The sequence below is a fragment of the Spiribacter onubensis genome (genome assembly GCF_040838425.1).
In the GTDB taxonomy this organism is placed as follows: Bacteria; Pseudomonadota; Gammaproteobacteria; order Nitrococcales; family Nitrococcaceae; genus Spiribacter; species Spiribacter onubensis.
On record NZ_JBAKFI010000003.1, the window covers coordinates 130,645 to 144,894 of the forward strand.

Consider the following 14,250-nt stretch of genomic DNA (forward strand, 5'->3'; position numbering starts at 1 on the left):
TTAATGACACGTAAACAGGAACGCAATCTGCTCGTCGGTCTCGATATCGGCACGTCCAAGGTGGTCGCCATCGTCGGCGAGATGCAGGCCGACGGTGATGTCGAGGTGATCGGTATCGGCTCCCACGCCTCCCGGGGCCTCAAGAAGGGCGTGGTGGTGAACATCGAGTCCACCGTGCAGTCCATCCAGCGCGCGGTGGAGGAAGCGGAGCTCATGGCCGGCTGCCAGATCCACTCGGTCTACGTGGGCATCGCCGGCAGTCATGTGCGCTCGCTCAACTCCCACGGCATCGTCGCCATCAAGGACAAGGAGGTGACCCGCAGCGATGTCGACCGCGTACTCGACGCGGCGCGCGCGGTGGCGATCCCCGCCGACCAGGAGATCCTCCACACGCTGCCCCAGGAGTACATCATCGACAGCCAGGAGGGTGTGCGCGAACCGGTGGGCATGTCCGGCGTACGCCTGGAGGCCAAGGTGCATATGGTCACGGGCGCGGTGAGCGCGGCGCAGAACATCGTCAAGTGCATCCGCCGCTGCGGCCTCGAGGTCGACGACATCATCCTCGAGCAGCTCGCCTCCAGCCACGCGGTACTCACCGAGGACGAGAAGGAGCTGGGCGTCTGTCTGGTCGACATCGGGGGCGGCACCACCGATATGGCCGTGTTTACCGATGGCGCCATCCGCCACACGGCGGTGATTCCCATCGCCGGTGATCAGGTGACCAATGACATCGCCGTGGCCCTGCGAACGCCAACGCAGCATGCCGAGGACATCAAGATGCGCTATGCCTGCGCGCTGTCCCAGCTGGCCACCAGCGACGAGACCATCGAAGTCCCGTCGGTGGGTGATCGTCCCCCGCGCCGACTCTCGCGCCAGACCCTCGCCGAGGTGGTCGAGCCGCGCTACGAAGAGTTGATGACGCTGGTGCAGGCCGAACTGCGGCGCAGCGGTTTCGAGGACCTCATCGCCGCCGGGGTCGTCCTGACCGGCGGCAGTTCCAAGATGGAAGGTGCCGTGGACCTCGCCGAGGAGGTGTTCCACACACCGGTGCGACTCGGCCTGCCACAGCACATGACCGGCCTGACGGATGTCGTCCGCAACCCGATTTATGCCACCGGGGTGGGGCTGCTGCATTGCGGCTGGCAGCACCGCGGTGAATCGCGTCCGGAACTCTCACCCCCGGGAGGCAATGGCTTCTCGGCGGTATGGGGCCGGATGAAAGACTGGTTCAAGGGAAATTTCTGATTCGTTGACGGAGGGTGACGTGATGTTTGAACTAATGGATGCCTACAACCAGAACGCGGTGATCAAGGTGATCGGTGTCGGCGGTGGTGGCGGTAACGCCGTGCAGCACATGGTCTCGGCCGACGTCGATGGCGTCGATTTCATCTGTGCCAATACCGACGCGCAGGCACTGCGTAACAGCTCGGCACGGACCACGCTTCAGCTTGGCCAGGGCATAACCAAGGGCCTGGGTGCCGGCGCTAACCCCCAGGTCGGGCGCGAGGCCGCCGAGGACGACCGCGAGCGGATCGCCGAGGTGCTGGAGGGCGCCGATATGGTGTTCATCACCGCCGGCATGGGCGGTGGCACCGGCACGGGCGCGGCCCCGGTGGTTGCCCAGATCGCCCGGGAGCTGGGTGTGCTGACCGTGGCGGTGGTCACCAAGCCGTTTCCCTTTGAGGGCAACAAGCGCATGACCGTGGCCGACGATGGTATCCGCGAGCTGGAGCGCGAGGTCGACTCGCTGATCACCATCCCCAACGAAAAGCTGCTCTCGGTGCTGGGTAAGGAGCTGACGCTGCTGAACGCCTTCAAGTCGGCGAATGATGTGCTGCTCGGGGCGGTCAAGGGCATTGCCGAGCTGATCACCCGTCCCGGCCTGATCAACGTCGACTTCGCCGACGTGCGCACCGTGATGTCGGAAATGGGCATGGCCGTGATGGGCTCGGGTGAGGCCAGCGGTGAGGATCGCGCCCGGGAAGCGGCCGAACGGGCCATTGCCTGCCCGCTGCTCGAGGACGCCAACATCGCCGGTGCCCACGGTATCCTGGTCAATGTGACCGCCGGCCTGGACCTGTCCATCGGCGAGTTCGACGAGGTTGGCAACGCGGTCAAGGAGTTTGCCTCGGACGACGCCACGGTGGTGGTGGGAACCGTCATCGATCCCGAACTTGAGGGCGAGCTGCGTGTCACTGTGGTGGCCACGGGCCTGGCCGCGACCCAGCAGACGGCCGAGCCGGCGCCGGCGCCGCGGCTGGTCAGTGGCAGCGCCGCCGGCCAGGTGGACTATGACGCGCTCGAGCGGCCGGCGGTGACGCGCAAGCGGGCTGCAGCCGGGGGCGGTGCCCGCGCCGAAGCGGATATGGAATACCTCGATATCCCAGCGTTCCTGCGGCGGCAGGCGGACTGAGTCCGCCGCCGGGTCGCCTTGCCGCCGTTTCTGATACACTGCCCGGATATTTTTCGGGCGCGCGACCGCGGGACAGCCGAGCATGATTCGACAACGTACGCTGAAAAACAGCATCCGGGCCACGGGTGTAGGCCTTCATACCGGCGAGAAGGTCTACCTGACCCTCCGCCCCGCGCCCGCGAACACCGGGATCCGGTTCTGCCGGGTGGACCTGGATCCAGTGGTTGAAATCGCCGCCCACCCGGAGTATGTCGGTGACACCGTGCTCTCCACCTGCCTGAGCCGCGATGGCGTTCGGGTCGCCACCGTGGAACATCTGCTCTCGGCGATGGCGGGGCTGGGTATCGACAATGCCTATGTCGATCTCTCGGCGCCGGAAGTGCCCATCATGGATGGCAGCGCCGGACCGTTCGTCTTTCTCATCCGCTCGGCGGGGACGCTCGAGCAGGAGGCGCCGAAACGCTTCGTGCGGATCGTGCGCCCCCTGAGCATCGAGGATCCGGATGGCAAGCGGGTGAGCTTCGAGCCCTATGAGGGCTTCAAGGTGAGCTACACCCTGGAATTCGATCACCCGGTATTCAAGGCCGGGGAGCGCACGGCCGAAGTCGATTTCTCGTCCACCTCGTTCGTCAAGGAAGTCAGCCGCGCGCGCACCTTCGGCTTCATGCGCGACATCGAGTACCTGCGCCAGAACAACCTGGCACTGGGCGGTAGTCTGGACAATGCCATCGTGGTGGATGACTACCGGGTCCTCAACGAGGATGGGCTGCGGTACCAGGACGAGTTCGCCAAGCACAAGATCCTTGATGCCATCGGCGACCTCTATCAGCTGAACCGCAGCCTGATCGGGGCCTTTCATGGCTACAAGTCCGGCCACGAGATGAATAATCGGCTGCTTCGCAAGCTCCTGCTCGAGCAGGATGCCTGGGAGGAGGTCACCTTCGAGGCCGACGAGATCGCGCCCATCGCCTACGACCAGCCGCTGCCGGTCGCCTGATTCAGCCGCGGCGCCGCGAGGCGAGGCGTCGCAGGGATTCCGCAAGGCGCGGGTCGTCCATCCCCTTCGCCGCCGACTCGAGATGATCGGCGGTGTCCGCACTGAGCGTCCGGCCTGCCTTCCGGGGCGGGGACCGCCGCGCGGCCGCCAGTCGGATGGTCATTTTCTCCGGCCGTTCGCCGATGATGACAGCCGCGGCATCAAGCAATGCCGCCTGCTGGGCACGCAGCGGCGTCGACCAGGCCGGACTCTCCGCCGTGATCACGAGAACCGCCGGGGACAGGGACGCCACCTGCCAGTGGCCATGCAGGCGCGGCGGCAGGACGGCGTTAAGCTCGCGCGTCGCATCCGCCAGCCAGGCAGTCTGCCTGCGAATGGCGGCGACATCGCCGGCGGACCGCCGCAATATTCCCTGCAGTCGGCCGGGACCGCCACCCTTGCGCTCGCTCATCGTCCGCTCCTGATTTTCCGGCGACTGATGCGCTATAGTAACGCGTCATTTCAAAGGCCTACTGGATCGGCATGCTCAGCGGAATCGCGAAAAAGGTGTTCGGCACGCGCAACGACCGGCTGGTCAAGCGCCTCCGCCGGCAGGTCAGTCGTATAAACGAGCTGGAACCCACGATGCAGGCGCTCGACGACGAGTCGCTGCGTGACATGACGCGGACCCTGCGCGAGCGGGCCGTCGGCGGCGAGAGCCTCGACGCGCTGCTGCCCGAGGCCTTCGCGGTGGTGCGCGAGGCCGCCACCCGCACCCTGGGGTTGCGCCATTTCGACGTCCAGCTGATCGGCGGAATGGTCCTTCACCACGGGCGCATCGCCGAGATGAAGACCGGCGAGGGCAAGACGCTGGTGGCCACCCTCGCGGCCTACCTGAACGCGCTCACCGGCGAGGGCGTTCATATCGTTACCGTCAACGATTACCTGGCCCGGCGCGATTCCGAGTGGATGGGGCGTCTCTACCGCTTCCTCGGCCTCGAGGTGGGTGTCGTGGTGCCGGGTATGGATGGCGAAACCAAGCGCGCCGCCTACCAGGCCGACATCACCTACGGCACGAACAATGAGTTCGGCTTCGATTACCTCCGTGACAACATGGCGCTGCGCGCCGAGGACCGGATGCAGCGCGGGCGCCACTTCGCCATCGTCGACGAGGTCGACTCGATCCTCATCGACGAGGCCCGCACGCCGCTGATCATCTCCGGCAAGGCGGAGCAGTCGAGCGAGCTGTACCAGAGCATGAACCGGATCGTTCCGTCGCTGGAGCAGCAGGAAGAGGAGGATGGCCCCGGCGATTACTACCTCGACGAGAAGGCACGTCAGGCTTTCCTCACCGAGTCCGGCCAGGAGCGTGCCGAGGAGCTGCTTCGCGAGGCGGGTCTGCTCGGCGAGGGGGAGAGTCTCTATGACGCCCGCAACATCGCCATGGTCCATCACCTGAACGCAGCGCTGCGCGCCCACACGCTGTTCCAGCGCGACGTCCACTATCTGGTGCGGGATGGCCAGATCGTCATCGTGGACGAGTTCACCGGCCGGGCGATGGCCGGGCGGCGCTGGTCCGAGGGCCTGCATCAGGCCATTGAGGCCAAGGAGGGCGTGGAGATCCAGGCCGAAAACCAGACCCTCGCCTCCATCACCTTCCAGAATTTCTTCCGGCTCTACGACAAACTCTCCGGCATGACCGGTACCGCCGATACCGAGGCCTACGAATTCCAGCACATCTATGGGCTGGAAGTGGCGGTCATTCCCACTCATCGGCCCATGATCCGCGCCGATCACCATGATCTGGTCTTCCTTGACCAGGACGACAAGTACCGCGCGATTATCGAGGATATCGAGGACTGCAATGGCCGCGGCCAGCCCGTGCTGGTGGGCACCACGTCCATCGAGCACTCCGAGCGCATCTCCTCGGCCCTGCGCAAGGCCGGTATCCATCACGAGGTGCTCAACGCCAAGCAGCACGAGCGCGAGGCCGGCATCATCGCGCAGGCCGGCCGACCGGGGGCGGTGACCATCGCCACCAATATGGCGGGCCGTGGCACCGACATCGTGCTCGGCGGCAATCTCGATGTCGAGCTGGCAGACCTCGGCGATGATGCCCCGGAATCCCGCCGTGACGGCCTGCGGGAGGACTGGCAGCAGCGGCATGATGCGGTGATCGAGGCCGGCGGCCTGCATGTCATCGGCACTGAGCGCCACGAGTCGCGGCGTATCGACAACCAGCTGCGCGGGCGCTCCGGCCGTCAGGGCGATCCGGGGTCCACGCGTTTCTTCCTCTCCCTGGACGACAGCCTGCTGCGCATCTTCGCCTCCGATCGCGTCTCCGGCATGATGCAGCGACTGGGCATGCAGGAGGGCGAGGCCATCGAGAGCGGCATGGTCTCGCGGGTCATCGAGAACGCCCAGCGCAAGGTCGAGGCCCACAACTTCGACATGCGCAAGCACCTGCTCGAGTTCGACGACGTCGCCAATGACCAGCGCCGGGTGATCTATGCGCAGCGAAACGAGCTGCTCGAGTCGGAGGATATCTCCGGGACCATCGTCGATATGCAGAACGATGTGCTGGCATGGCTGGTGGATGAGCATATGCCGCCGGGCACGATTGATGACCAGTGGGATATCCCGGCACTCGAGGAGGCGCTGCATGCCCAGTTCGGCATTGAGGCGCCGGTCCGGCAGTGGCTTGAGGCGGATGATGAGCTTGATCGTGAGGGTGTGCTCGAGCGCCTCGAACAGGCGGTCGCGGCGCATTACGAGGCCAAGGAGGCGGAAGTCGCCGGCATTGGCGTGAACATGCGCGAGGTGGAGAAGAGCTTTCTTCTGCAGGTGCTGGACAACCAGTGGAAGGAGCACCTCGCGGCCATGGATTTCATGCGCCAGGGCATCGGCCTGCGTGGCATGGCGCAGCGCAATCCCAAGCAGGAGTTCAAGAAGGAAGCCTTCCAGATGTTCCAGGAGCTGCTGGAGGGCATCAAGCGCGAGACCATTCGCATTCTATTCAATGTCAATGTCCGCAGCCCCGAAGATGCCCGCGCCGCCGAGGAGCAGCGCGAGGCGGAACGCGCCCGGGCCATGCAGTTCCAGCACGCGGAGACCAACGCCCTCGATGATGGAGGAGATGGGGCGCGCGCTGAGGCGGCGGGCGATGGCGGCGAACGCCAGCCGTTCGTGCGGGGCGAGCGTAAGGTCGGTCGCAACGAACCCTGTCCCTGCGGTTCAGGCAAGAAGTACAAGCACTGCCATGGTCGGCTCTAGCCGGCCGGACGAGGAGGCGGTCCATGGCCGTGGGTAACGCGCCGTTGCCGACCCTCCATCCGGTGCCGGGGCTGCGTCTGGGGACCGTGGCGGCCGGTATCCGCAAGGCTGGAGAGCCCGATCTGGTGGTGATCGCCCTCGACGAGGGCAGCCGCGTGGCCGGGGTGTTCACCCGCAATCAGTTCCGGGCCGCACCGGTCCGCTTCGCGGAGGCTCATCTGCGCGATGATGCCCCCCGCGCCCTGATGATCAATACGGGCAACGCCAATGCCGGCACGGGGCCCGACGGTGACCGGGCCGTTGAGCGTAACTGCGCGCAACTCGCCTCGATCCTCGATTGTCGGCCGACCCAGGTCATTCCCTATTCCACGGGCGTGATCGGTGAGCCCCTGCCGGCCGAGCGGATCGATGCGGCGCTGCCGGCGGTCGTCGATGCACTATCCGAAAACGGCTGGGCCGCCGCGGCGGATGGCATCCGCACCACCGATACGCGGGCCAAGGGACGAAGCTGCCGACTGGAGTTGGAAGCGGGGCCGGTGACGCTCACCGGGATCGCCAAGGGCTCCGGCATGATCCGGCCCGATATGGCCACCATGCTGGCCTATGTGGCCACCGATGCCGACATCGATCAGCCCCTGCTGAGAGGACTGTTGCGCGATGCTGTGGCGGTGAGTTTCAACCGCATCAGCGTCGATGGTGATACCTCCACCAACGACGCCTGCGCGTTGATCGCGACGGGTGCAAGCGGCATACAGCTCTCGGCGCAGGCGGATATCCGCTGCTTCGCCGATGCGCTGGAGGCGCTCTGCATCGACCTCGCCCGCGAAATCGTTGCCGATGGCGAGGGCGCAACCCGTGAACTCGCCGTTCAGGTGACCGGTGCCCGCAGCGTGGCCGAGGCCGAGCAGGTCGCGTTCACCGTGGCGGAGTCGCCCCTGGTCAAGACCGCATTGTTCGCCGGCGATCCCAATTGGGGGCGCATCCTGGCCGCGGTGGGCCGGGCCGGGATCGAGGACCTGGAAGTCGACCGGGTGCGGATCCATATCAACGGCTGTCCCATCGTCGAGGCCGGCGGTGTGAGCCCGGATTACCGCGAGTCGATCGCCGCTGAGCGGATGGCCGCTGACCGGGTCACCTTCCGTATCGACCTGGATCGTGGTCGCCAGGCAGTGACGGTCTGGACGTGCGACTTCTCCTACGACTACGTCCGCATCAATGCCGAGTACCGCAGCTGACGCGCCGCCGCTGCGCGTGGCGGTGGGTGTCGTTCGCGATCATCTCGGCCGCGTCCTGGTGGCAAGGCGTTCGCTCGACCGCCATCAGGGCGGGCGCTGGGAATTTCCCGGCGGCAAGGTGGAATCCGCGGAGTCCGTCACCACCGCCTTGCGGCGGGAGCTGGCCGAGGAGTTGGGGATCACCGTACGCGAGTGCCGCCCGCTCATTCGGATCGCGCACGACTACGGAGACCGCCGTGTCGTTCTCGAGGTTCGGGCGGTCGATCGCTGGTCGGGGGAGCCGACGGGCCTCGAGGGTCAGCCGCTTGCCTGGCGGATGCCCGATGAACTGGCGCCGGGCGACTTCCCCGCCGCCAATCGAGGCATCATCACCGCGCTTCGGCTGCCCGGGCATTACGTGATCAGTGCCGACTGTGACGACCCGGCCGACTGGCTGGCGACGCTTGACCGGGTGCTGGCAGCCGGTGAGCGGCTCATCCAGTTCCGGGTGCGCCAGAATGACGTAGCCCGGCGAGCTCTCGCCGATGAGGCGCTGATCCGCTGCCGGGCGGCGGGGGCGCGGCTGCTGGTGAACGGCGATGTGGAGTTGGCCCGGTTGATCGAGGCCGACGGTGTGCACCTGAACACCGCGGGGCTCGCGGCGCTGCAGGAGCGCCCCCTGGCTCCCGGCCGGTGGGTCGCCGCATCCTGTCACGATAGCGCCGAGCTCCGACGGGCCGCGGCGCTCGATGTGGACTTCGCGGTCCTGAGCCCGGTTGCGGAGACGGCCAGCCATCCCGGTGCACGTCCCATTGGCTGGGCGGCGTTCCGCGAGCTGGCCACGGACGCCCCGTTCCCGGTCTACGCACTTGGCGGGATGACGTCCGCGGACGAGGCCATGGCTCGCCGCGAGGGTGGTCAGGGTGTGGCCGGCATCTCAGGATTCTGGGTCTAGAGCCGGTCGTCTCCTTCCGGTTCAAGTCCCTCGGGCAGGCTGTCGATGTCGGGCTGCCCGGGCTCTCCCGGAATCTGATGGCGTTCCTCAAGCCAGTCGCCGAGGTCAATCAGCCGGCAGCGCTTCGAGCAGAAGGGCCGATGCGGAGAGCGTTCCGCACTCCAGGCGACTGGCGTACCGCATTGGGGGCAGGCAACGGTGGGTGTTGTGTCAGATGACACAGCGCTCAAGGGTGAACGGGACATTGTCGCTGACCTGTTGGGGTCTTTCGCCCTGCTCGGGCTGTTCCATGAAACGGATATTGCAGAAATGCCGGCTGCCGCTGATTTCCGGGTAGCACTGCCGGGCCCGTGGCAGCAGAACGCGCAGCATCTGATAGGGGGTCGCCCGGTCGAGGGTCGCCTGGAAACTCCCGCCACTGGCCGTCTCGCTGACCGGATCGGCGCTCTCGCGCAGCAGCCGCAGCACCAGGGCGGTGCCCTCGTCGATCAGCGTGAAGCCGCCGTGCCATTCGGCCAGCAGTGCCTGCCGCTCGTTCGCAGGACCCTCCAGCCACAGGTGATAACCGGGCAGGTCGAAGGCGCAGGTGCCGCCCAGTACGCCGGCTCGCTGTTCGATACCGGTCAGGAATTCATTGTTGCGCACGACCGCGGGCATGCCCGTCGGCGCCTCGCGCAGTCGCTGCGCGATGGCCCGGCACTCGGCGAGGACCGGCTCAAGCAGCCGGTCATCCACTTCCGGCCGGGCTTGGAGCTTCTCCAGACTGTTCAGTATGCGCTCCAGCTCTTTCTGTAGTTCGGAGCGGACATCGCTGCGATTGAGCAGCCCCATCACGTCGAGCAGGGCATCCACGGCAGCTCGGGTGTGCCAGGCGGACTCGCCGGCGGCGCCGAAGCGGAAGCGGTCGAAGAGAAATTCCAGACGCAGGAACGTGCGCATTCGCTCGTTGAGCGGATACTCATAGATGGTCAGATCTGCCTCGGTCCCGGTTTCTTCCACGCTCGCCTCTGTCAGCGCATGGCATCATTCTCTCCCAGACACCGGGCAATCGCCAAATCAGCCGGCCCTGCCGGCCATACCCAGATATTGCCGATGCAGGGTCTGGACGCGGGCGTCGAGCTCATCCGGTGTGCCGTCGTTGACGATGACATCGTCCGCCAGTGCCAGTCGGCGCTCGCGCTGGGTCTGACTGGCCAGCGCCCGGTCGGCCTGCGCGCGGTCCACGTGATCGCGTGCCATGAGGCGCTCGCGTTGCTTCGATGGCTCGGCATCCACCACCAGAATGCGGTCGTACGACTCCGCCCAGCCGGCCTCCACCAGCAGGGGGACCACGACGATGGCATAGGGGGCTTCCGCCTCCGCCAGGCGTTGCGTGACCCGGGCGCGGATGCGCGGGTGGGTGATGGCCTCCAGGTCTCGGCGGGCCGCCTGGTCGCTGAAAATCCGCTCCCTCAGGGCACGCCGGTCCAGTTCGCCCCGGGCGTCGATGACAGCCGCACCGAAGCGTTCACGAACCGCGGCCAGTCCTTCGGTGCCCGGTGCCACCACCTCGCGGGCCAGTTGGTCGGTGTCGATCACCGCGGCTCCGAGTGCAGCAAAGCGATCGCTGACGGCGGTCTTGCCACTGGCGATGCCACCGGTCAGCCCCACCACAAGGGCCGGTCTATTGCCTGATTCAGAATACTCCCCGGTCATATGGCCAGACTAGCGTGATCCAGCCGGCCAGGGCGAGCCAGGGGCCGAAGGGGATCTGCTCCGGGAGGGGGTGCCCGCGGCCCGGACCGGCCAGCAGCGACCAGAGGGTGCCGCCGCCGGCGGCGAACAGCATGACCAGGGGCAGGCTGCCCGGTCCGAGCCAGGCGCCCAGCATGGCCATCAGCTTGAAATCACCACCACCCATGCCGTCCTGTCCGCGCAGCAGGCGGAAGCCGGCGTTGAGACCGCTGAGCGAAATGTACCCCGCCACAACGCCCAGAATGGCCTCACGGGCCTCAAGGTGGATGCCGCCCGCGGCGACCAGCAGCCCCAGCCAGAGGCCACTCAGCGTGAGGCGGTCGGGCAGCAGGCGGGTGGTCTGGTCGATGCCCGCCAGGGCCAGTAGCCAGGCCGTCAGCAGGAACGCCGACAGGCCCGCTGGCGTCAGGCCGAAACGCGCGATGACCAGCAGGCCGCCGATGCCCATCAATGCCTCGATGATTGGGTATCGGAGGCTGATCGGCGCCTGACAGTCCCGGCATCGACCGAGGCGCCGTAGCCAGCCGATCAGCGGAATATTGTCGCGCCAGCGGATGACCTGCCGGCAATGCGGGCATCGCGAACGCCCCGCAATGATCGTATGCATGCCAGGGGACGGATCCATGTCGGCCATTGTGAGCGGCAGGCGATGGATGACGACATTGATGAAGCTGCCCACACACAGGCCGACGAGGCCGATCAGGACGGCGTATTCGCTGACGGGTACCGGCGGGTTCAAACCACCGCCCCCAGTTGAAAGACCGGCAGATACATGGCCAGGACCAGACCACCCACCAGCAGCCCGAGGAGGCTCATGATAATGGGCTCAAGCGCAGCGCCGAGCCCGTCAACACCCTGTATGACCCGTGTCTCGTGGCGCTCGGCGATCCGCTCGAGCATCGTCTCGACGCGCCCCGAGGCCTCGCCGGTGGCGATCATCTGGCCAGTGCTGGCCGGAAAGCGGCCGGCGCTGCCCACGGCGAAGGCCAGCGAGCGTCCATCCCGCAGGTGATCGGCCATCTGCAGTACCGCGTCGCGGTAGACCGTATTGCCCAGGGTGCGCGCGATGGTCGGCAGGGCCTCGGCGAGCGGTATCCCGGCACGCAGCATCACGGCCAGAGTGCGGGTGAACCGCGCGATCATCCCGCCCTCGATAAGGGTCCCGACGAGCGGAAGGCGAAGGATCAGCCGGTCGCGGCAGCGGCGTAGCCGCGGGAGTCGGGGCGTCGCCGCACCGACTATGGCGAAGCAGGCGATGAGGGCGGTCATGACGAGCCAGCCACCCTGGCGAAGCCACTCCGAGGCGGCGATGACCTGTCGGGTGAACAGCGGCAGTTGCGCGCCAAAGCCCTGGAACAGGCTCTCGAACCGGGGTACCACGAAAACCAACAGCGCCACGGTTACGACGAGTGCAATGCACAGGACGAGGGCCGGGTAGACCATCGCCCGGCGCAGACGACGCCGAATCGCCTCGCTGCGCTCGGAATCGCTGGCGATGCGCTCGAGCAGGGTCTCGAGCTCGCCGGATTGCTCGCCGGCGTGCACCAGGCCACATAGCAAGGGGCTGAAATGCCGCGGTTGCTCGGCAAGCGCGGCGGAGAGCGGCATACCCGCCGCCACATGATGCCGGATTGTGCCGATCACCCGGCGCAGACCGGCATGCTTTTCCTCGCGTGCGATCATCTCCAGGGCTTCCACCAGCGGAATGCCCGCCGTGGCCATGGTCGAGAGCTGACGCAGCAAGGGTGTTGTCTGGCGGGGGCGGACCGCTGGCGTGGCCGGTGTCAACACGCCCTCCAGCCAGGCCGGGACGGCAAAGGCATGCTCGACGACGATGCCGCGGCTCCGCAGGTGGCGACGCAGCTGTCCGGCGTCGCCCGCGGGCATGAGGCCGCATCGCCGTGCGCCGTTCAGATCCCGGCCCTGCCAGCCAAAGGTCGGCATTCCGCTCATCCCCTGGTGACCCGGTCGATCTCGCCGAGGCTGGTCAGGCCCTCGGCGGCCTTTGCCAGCCCGGCATCGCGCAGGCGCCGCAGACCGGTGGCGCGCAGGTCGTCGGCGAGGGTCGTGTCCCGGTCGTTCTGAAGGATTCGGGTGGTGATGGCGTCGGTCATGGGCATGACCTCGTGAATCCCCAGCCGACCCCGGTAGCCGTTCAGGCATCGGGGGCAGCCGGCCGCCTCGAAGAAGCGTCCGTCCGGCGGAATCCGCGCCGGCCGGCGGCAGTGCGGGCAGAGGCGGCGAACCAGCCGTTGCGCGCTCACCAGGATGACCGAGGCGGCGATATTCCAGCGGGGGATGCCCATGTTGACGAGGCGTGTGATCGCGCCCGGTGCGTCGTTGGTATGTAGGGTGGAGAGGACCAGATGTCCGGTCTGGGCCGCCTTGATGGCGATTTCCGCGGTTTCACGATCGCGGATTTCGCCGACCATCATGATGTCGGGGTCCTGGCGCAGGAAGGCCCGCAGGGTTTCGGGAAAATCCAGCCCGATCCGGCTGTTCACCGAGATCTGATTGACGCCGGGGAGCTTGATTTCCACCGGATCCTCCACCGTGAGGATGTTGCGGCTGCTGTGATTGAGCTGTTGCAGGGCGCTGTAGAGCGTGACGGTCTTACCCGAGCCCGTCGGCCCGGTCACCAGGATCATGCCGTGGGGCCGGTCGATTGCGGCGCGGTAGGCGGCGAGCTGGTCGGTCTCGAGGCCCAGTGCCTCGAGCCCCAGAGCGGTGGTCGCGGAGTCGAGCAGGCGCAGGACGAGCTTCTCTCCGAATAAGGTCGGCACCGTGCTGACACGGAAATCCACGGCCTCGCCATCGTCGGTGTCCATGCGCAGGCGTCCATCCTGCGGCAGGCGACGCTCGGCAATGTCCATCCGGGCCATGACCTTGAGCCGTGCCACCAGCCGGTCGGCCATATCCACGGGCGGGTGGGCGACCTCCTGGAGCAGGCCGTCCCGGCGAAAGCGCACCCGGCAATGGGCCTCGAAGGGCTCCAGGTGGATGTCCGAGGCCTGCTCGCGAATCGCGCGGCGCAGCAGCTCATTGATATAGCGGATGACCGGCGTGTCATCCTCCGGCGGACTGCCGGCGCCGTCCCGCACCTCGGTCTCCGCCCGGGGTGCCGAGGCCAGCTCCTGGCCCAGTGCCTCAACGCCGCCCCCGAGGGTGGCGATTCGCGCCGTGAGCGTATCGTCATCCGCGAGGACCGGCTCGACGGGCAGATCGGTGTGAAAGCGCAGCTCATTGAGCGCGGCGACGTTGGCCGGATCGGACACCGCCACCCGCAGTACGCCATCCTGCCGCGCAAGCGGCAGTGCCTGATGACGGCGAATGATCTCGGGGTCGATACGCTCGAGCAGTGCCGGATCCGGCTCCAGCTCCGCGCCACTCATGCGCTCGATGCCGAACGCCTCGGCCGCGGCGTCAGCGATGGTGGCGGGGGTCAGCGTGCCGCTGTCGAGGATCTGGCGGACCAGGGGACGGCCGGTGCGCCGCGCCTCGGCGACGATGCGATCCGCCTGGGCGGCGCCCAGGACACCCTGCTTGACAAGCCGGCGGGCCAGTGTGGGTCGACGCACGATGGCATCCATTCTGCGCTCCGTTTCCGCTTGGCGGATGCGCAGTATGGAATGCGGCAGTCCGACCCGACCGTGATCGGCGTCGCAGAATGCTCAGGGTCTACGGA

The 14,250-nt window shown here is 67.1% G+C and carries 13 protein-coding genes; 6 read left to right on the top strand and 7 right to left on the bottom strand.

Translation table 11 applies throughout. The features are described 5' to 3' along the window. The first annotated feature begins 3 nt into the window (after nt 1–3). The 3 genes from ftsA (at nt 4) to lpxC (ending at nt 3,410) form a co-directional block, all read left to right on the top strand. Entirely contained in the window at nt 4–1,245 is a 1,242-nt protein-coding gene (gene ftsA, locus V6X63_RS06735) for a cell division protein FtsA (RefSeq protein WP_367966007.1), read from the top strand. Nucleotides 1,246–1,267: 22 nt separating this feature from the next. Next, nucleotides 1,268–2,413, top strand: a complete 1,146-nt coding sequence (gene ftsZ / locus V6X63_RS06740; RefSeq protein WP_367978551.1) for a cell division protein FtsZ — start codon at nt 1,268–1,270, stop codon at nt 2,411–2,413. Between the two features lie 82 nt (nt 2,414–2,495). Beyond that, nucleotides 2,496–3,410 (top strand): UDP-3-O-acyl-N-acetylglucosamine deacetylase, encoded by a 915-nt coding sequence (lpxC, locus tag V6X63_RS06745; protein WP_367978469.1) that lies wholly within the window; start codon nt 2,496–2,498, stop codon nt 3,408–3,410. A 1-nt stretch (nt 3,411) separates the two neighbouring features. On the opposite strand, the gene V6X63_RS06750 is transcribed toward lpxC, so the two are convergent. Then, nucleotides 3,412–3,861, bottom strand: coding sequence for a DciA family protein (locus V6X63_RS06750; protein WP_367966009.1), 450 nt, complete (start codon nt 3,859–3,861; stop codon nt 3,412–3,414). A gap of 71 nt (nt 3,862–3,932) precedes the next feature. Between V6X63_RS06750 and secA the strand changes: the two genes are divergently transcribed. The 3 genes from secA to V6X63_RS06765 are packed head-to-tail and all read left to right on the top strand — an operon-like array spanning nt 3,933 to nt 8,831. Then, nucleotides 3,933–6,662 carry a preprotein translocase subunit SecA gene (gene secA, locus V6X63_RS06755; RefSeq protein ID WP_367978470.1) on the top strand — a complete coding sequence of 910 codons (2,730 nt, stop codon included), beginning with the start codon at nt 3,933–3,935 and terminating at the stop codon, nt 6,660–6,662. 23 nt (nt 6,663–6,685) lie between these two features. Next, nucleotides 6,686–7,897, top strand: a complete 1,212-nt coding sequence (gene argJ / locus V6X63_RS06760; RefSeq protein WP_367978471.1) for a bifunctional glutamate N-acetyltransferase/amino-acid acetyltransferase ArgJ — start codon at nt 6,686–6,688, stop codon at nt 7,895–7,897. Beyond that, nucleotides 7,878–8,831: a Nudix family hydrolase gene (locus tag V6X63_RS06765; RefSeq protein WP_367966012.1), complete on the top strand. Its 954-nt coding sequence runs from the start codon at nt 7,878–7,880 to the stop codon at nt 8,829–8,831. Before argJ ends, V6X63_RS06765 begins: the two co-directional genes overlap by 20 nt. Here the strand turns inward: V6X63_RS06765 and yacG are convergent. Genes yacG through V6X63_RS06795 form a run of 6 tightly spaced genes read right to left on the bottom strand, consistent with a single transcriptional unit; the run spans nt 8,828 to nt 14,155 of the window. After that, the gene (yacG, locus tag V6X63_RS06770) at nt 8,828–9,076 is read right to left on the bottom strand and encodes a DNA gyrase inhibitor YacG (RefSeq protein WP_367966013.1); all 249 of its coding nucleotides are present in this window, start codon (nt 9,074–9,076) and stop codon (nt 8,828–8,830) included. The two genes, V6X63_RS06765 and yacG, sit on opposite strands and share 4 nt — an antisense overlap. Then, nucleotides 9,042–9,830 (bottom strand): cell division protein ZapD, encoded by a 789-nt coding sequence (gene zapD, locus V6X63_RS06775; RefSeq protein ID WP_367966014.1) that lies wholly within the window; start codon nt 9,828–9,830, stop codon nt 9,042–9,044. Before zapD ends, yacG begins: the two co-directional genes overlap by 35 nt. A gap of 57 nt (nt 9,831–9,887) precedes the next feature. Then, the gene (gene coaE / locus V6X63_RS06780) at nt 9,888–10,481 is read right to left on the bottom strand and encodes a dephospho-CoA kinase (protein ID WP_367978472.1); all 594 of its coding nucleotides are present in this window, start codon (nt 10,479–10,481) and stop codon (nt 9,888–9,890) included. 25 nt (nt 10,482–10,506) lie between these two features. Further along, nucleotides 10,507–11,304, bottom strand: coding sequence for a prepilin peptidase (locus V6X63_RS06785; RefSeq protein WP_367978473.1), 798 nt, complete (start codon nt 11,302–11,304; stop codon nt 10,507–10,509). Next, nucleotides 11,301–12,518 (bottom strand): type II secretion system F family protein, encoded by a 1,218-nt coding sequence (locus V6X63_RS06790; RefSeq protein ID WP_367978474.1) that lies wholly within the window; start codon nt 12,516–12,518, stop codon nt 11,301–11,303. Before V6X63_RS06790 ends, V6X63_RS06785 begins: the two co-directional genes overlap by 4 nt. Further along, the gene (locus V6X63_RS06795; protein ID WP_367978475.1) at nt 12,515–14,155 is read right to left on the bottom strand and encodes a GspE/PulE family protein; all 1,641 of its coding nucleotides are present in this window, start codon (nt 14,153–14,155) and stop codon (nt 12,515–12,517) included. The genes V6X63_RS06790 and V6X63_RS06795 overlap by 4 nt, the downstream gene beginning before the upstream one ends. Nucleotides 14,156–14,250 lie beyond the last annotated feature (95 nt).

Bases quoted from the DNA above. Each gene is read 5' to 3' on its own strand.
- lpxC (WP_367978469.1), top strand. From the start codon at position 2,496: ATGATTCGACAACGTACGCTGAAAAACAGCATCCGGGCCACGGGTGTA.
- V6X63_RS06750 (WP_367966009.1), bottom strand. From the start codon at position 3,861: ATGAGCGAGCGCAAGGGTGGCGGTCCCGGCCGACTGCAGGGAATATTG.
- argJ (WP_367978471.1), top strand. From the start codon at position 6,686: ATGGCCGTGGGTAACGCGCCGTTGCCGACCCTCCATCCGGTGCCGGGG.
- V6X63_RS06790 (WP_367978474.1), bottom strand. From the start codon at position 12,518: ATGAGCGGAATGCCGACCTTTGGCTGGCAGGGCCGGGATCTGAACGGC.
- V6X63_RS06765 (WP_367966012.1), top strand. From the start codon at position 7,878: ATGCCGAGTACCGCAGCTGACGCGCCGCCGCTGCGCGTGGCGGTGGGT.
- ftsA (WP_367966007.1), top strand. From the start codon at position 4: ATGACACGTAAACAGGAACGCAATCTGCTCGTCGGTCTCGATATCGGC.
- secA (WP_367978470.1), top strand. From the start codon at position 3,933: ATGCTCAGCGGAATCGCGAAAAAGGTGTTCGGCACGCGCAACGACCGG.
- V6X63_RS06795 (WP_367978475.1), bottom strand. From the start codon at position 14,155: ATGGATGCCATCGTGCGTCGACCCACACTGGCCCGCCGGCTTGTCAAG.
- yacG (WP_367966013.1), bottom strand. From the start codon at position 9,076: ATGTCCCGTTCACCCTTGAGCGCTGTGTCATCTGACACAACACCCACC.
- ftsZ (WP_367978551.1), top strand. From the start codon at position 1,268: ATGTTTGAACTAATGGATGCCTACAACCAGAACGCGGTGATCAAGGTG.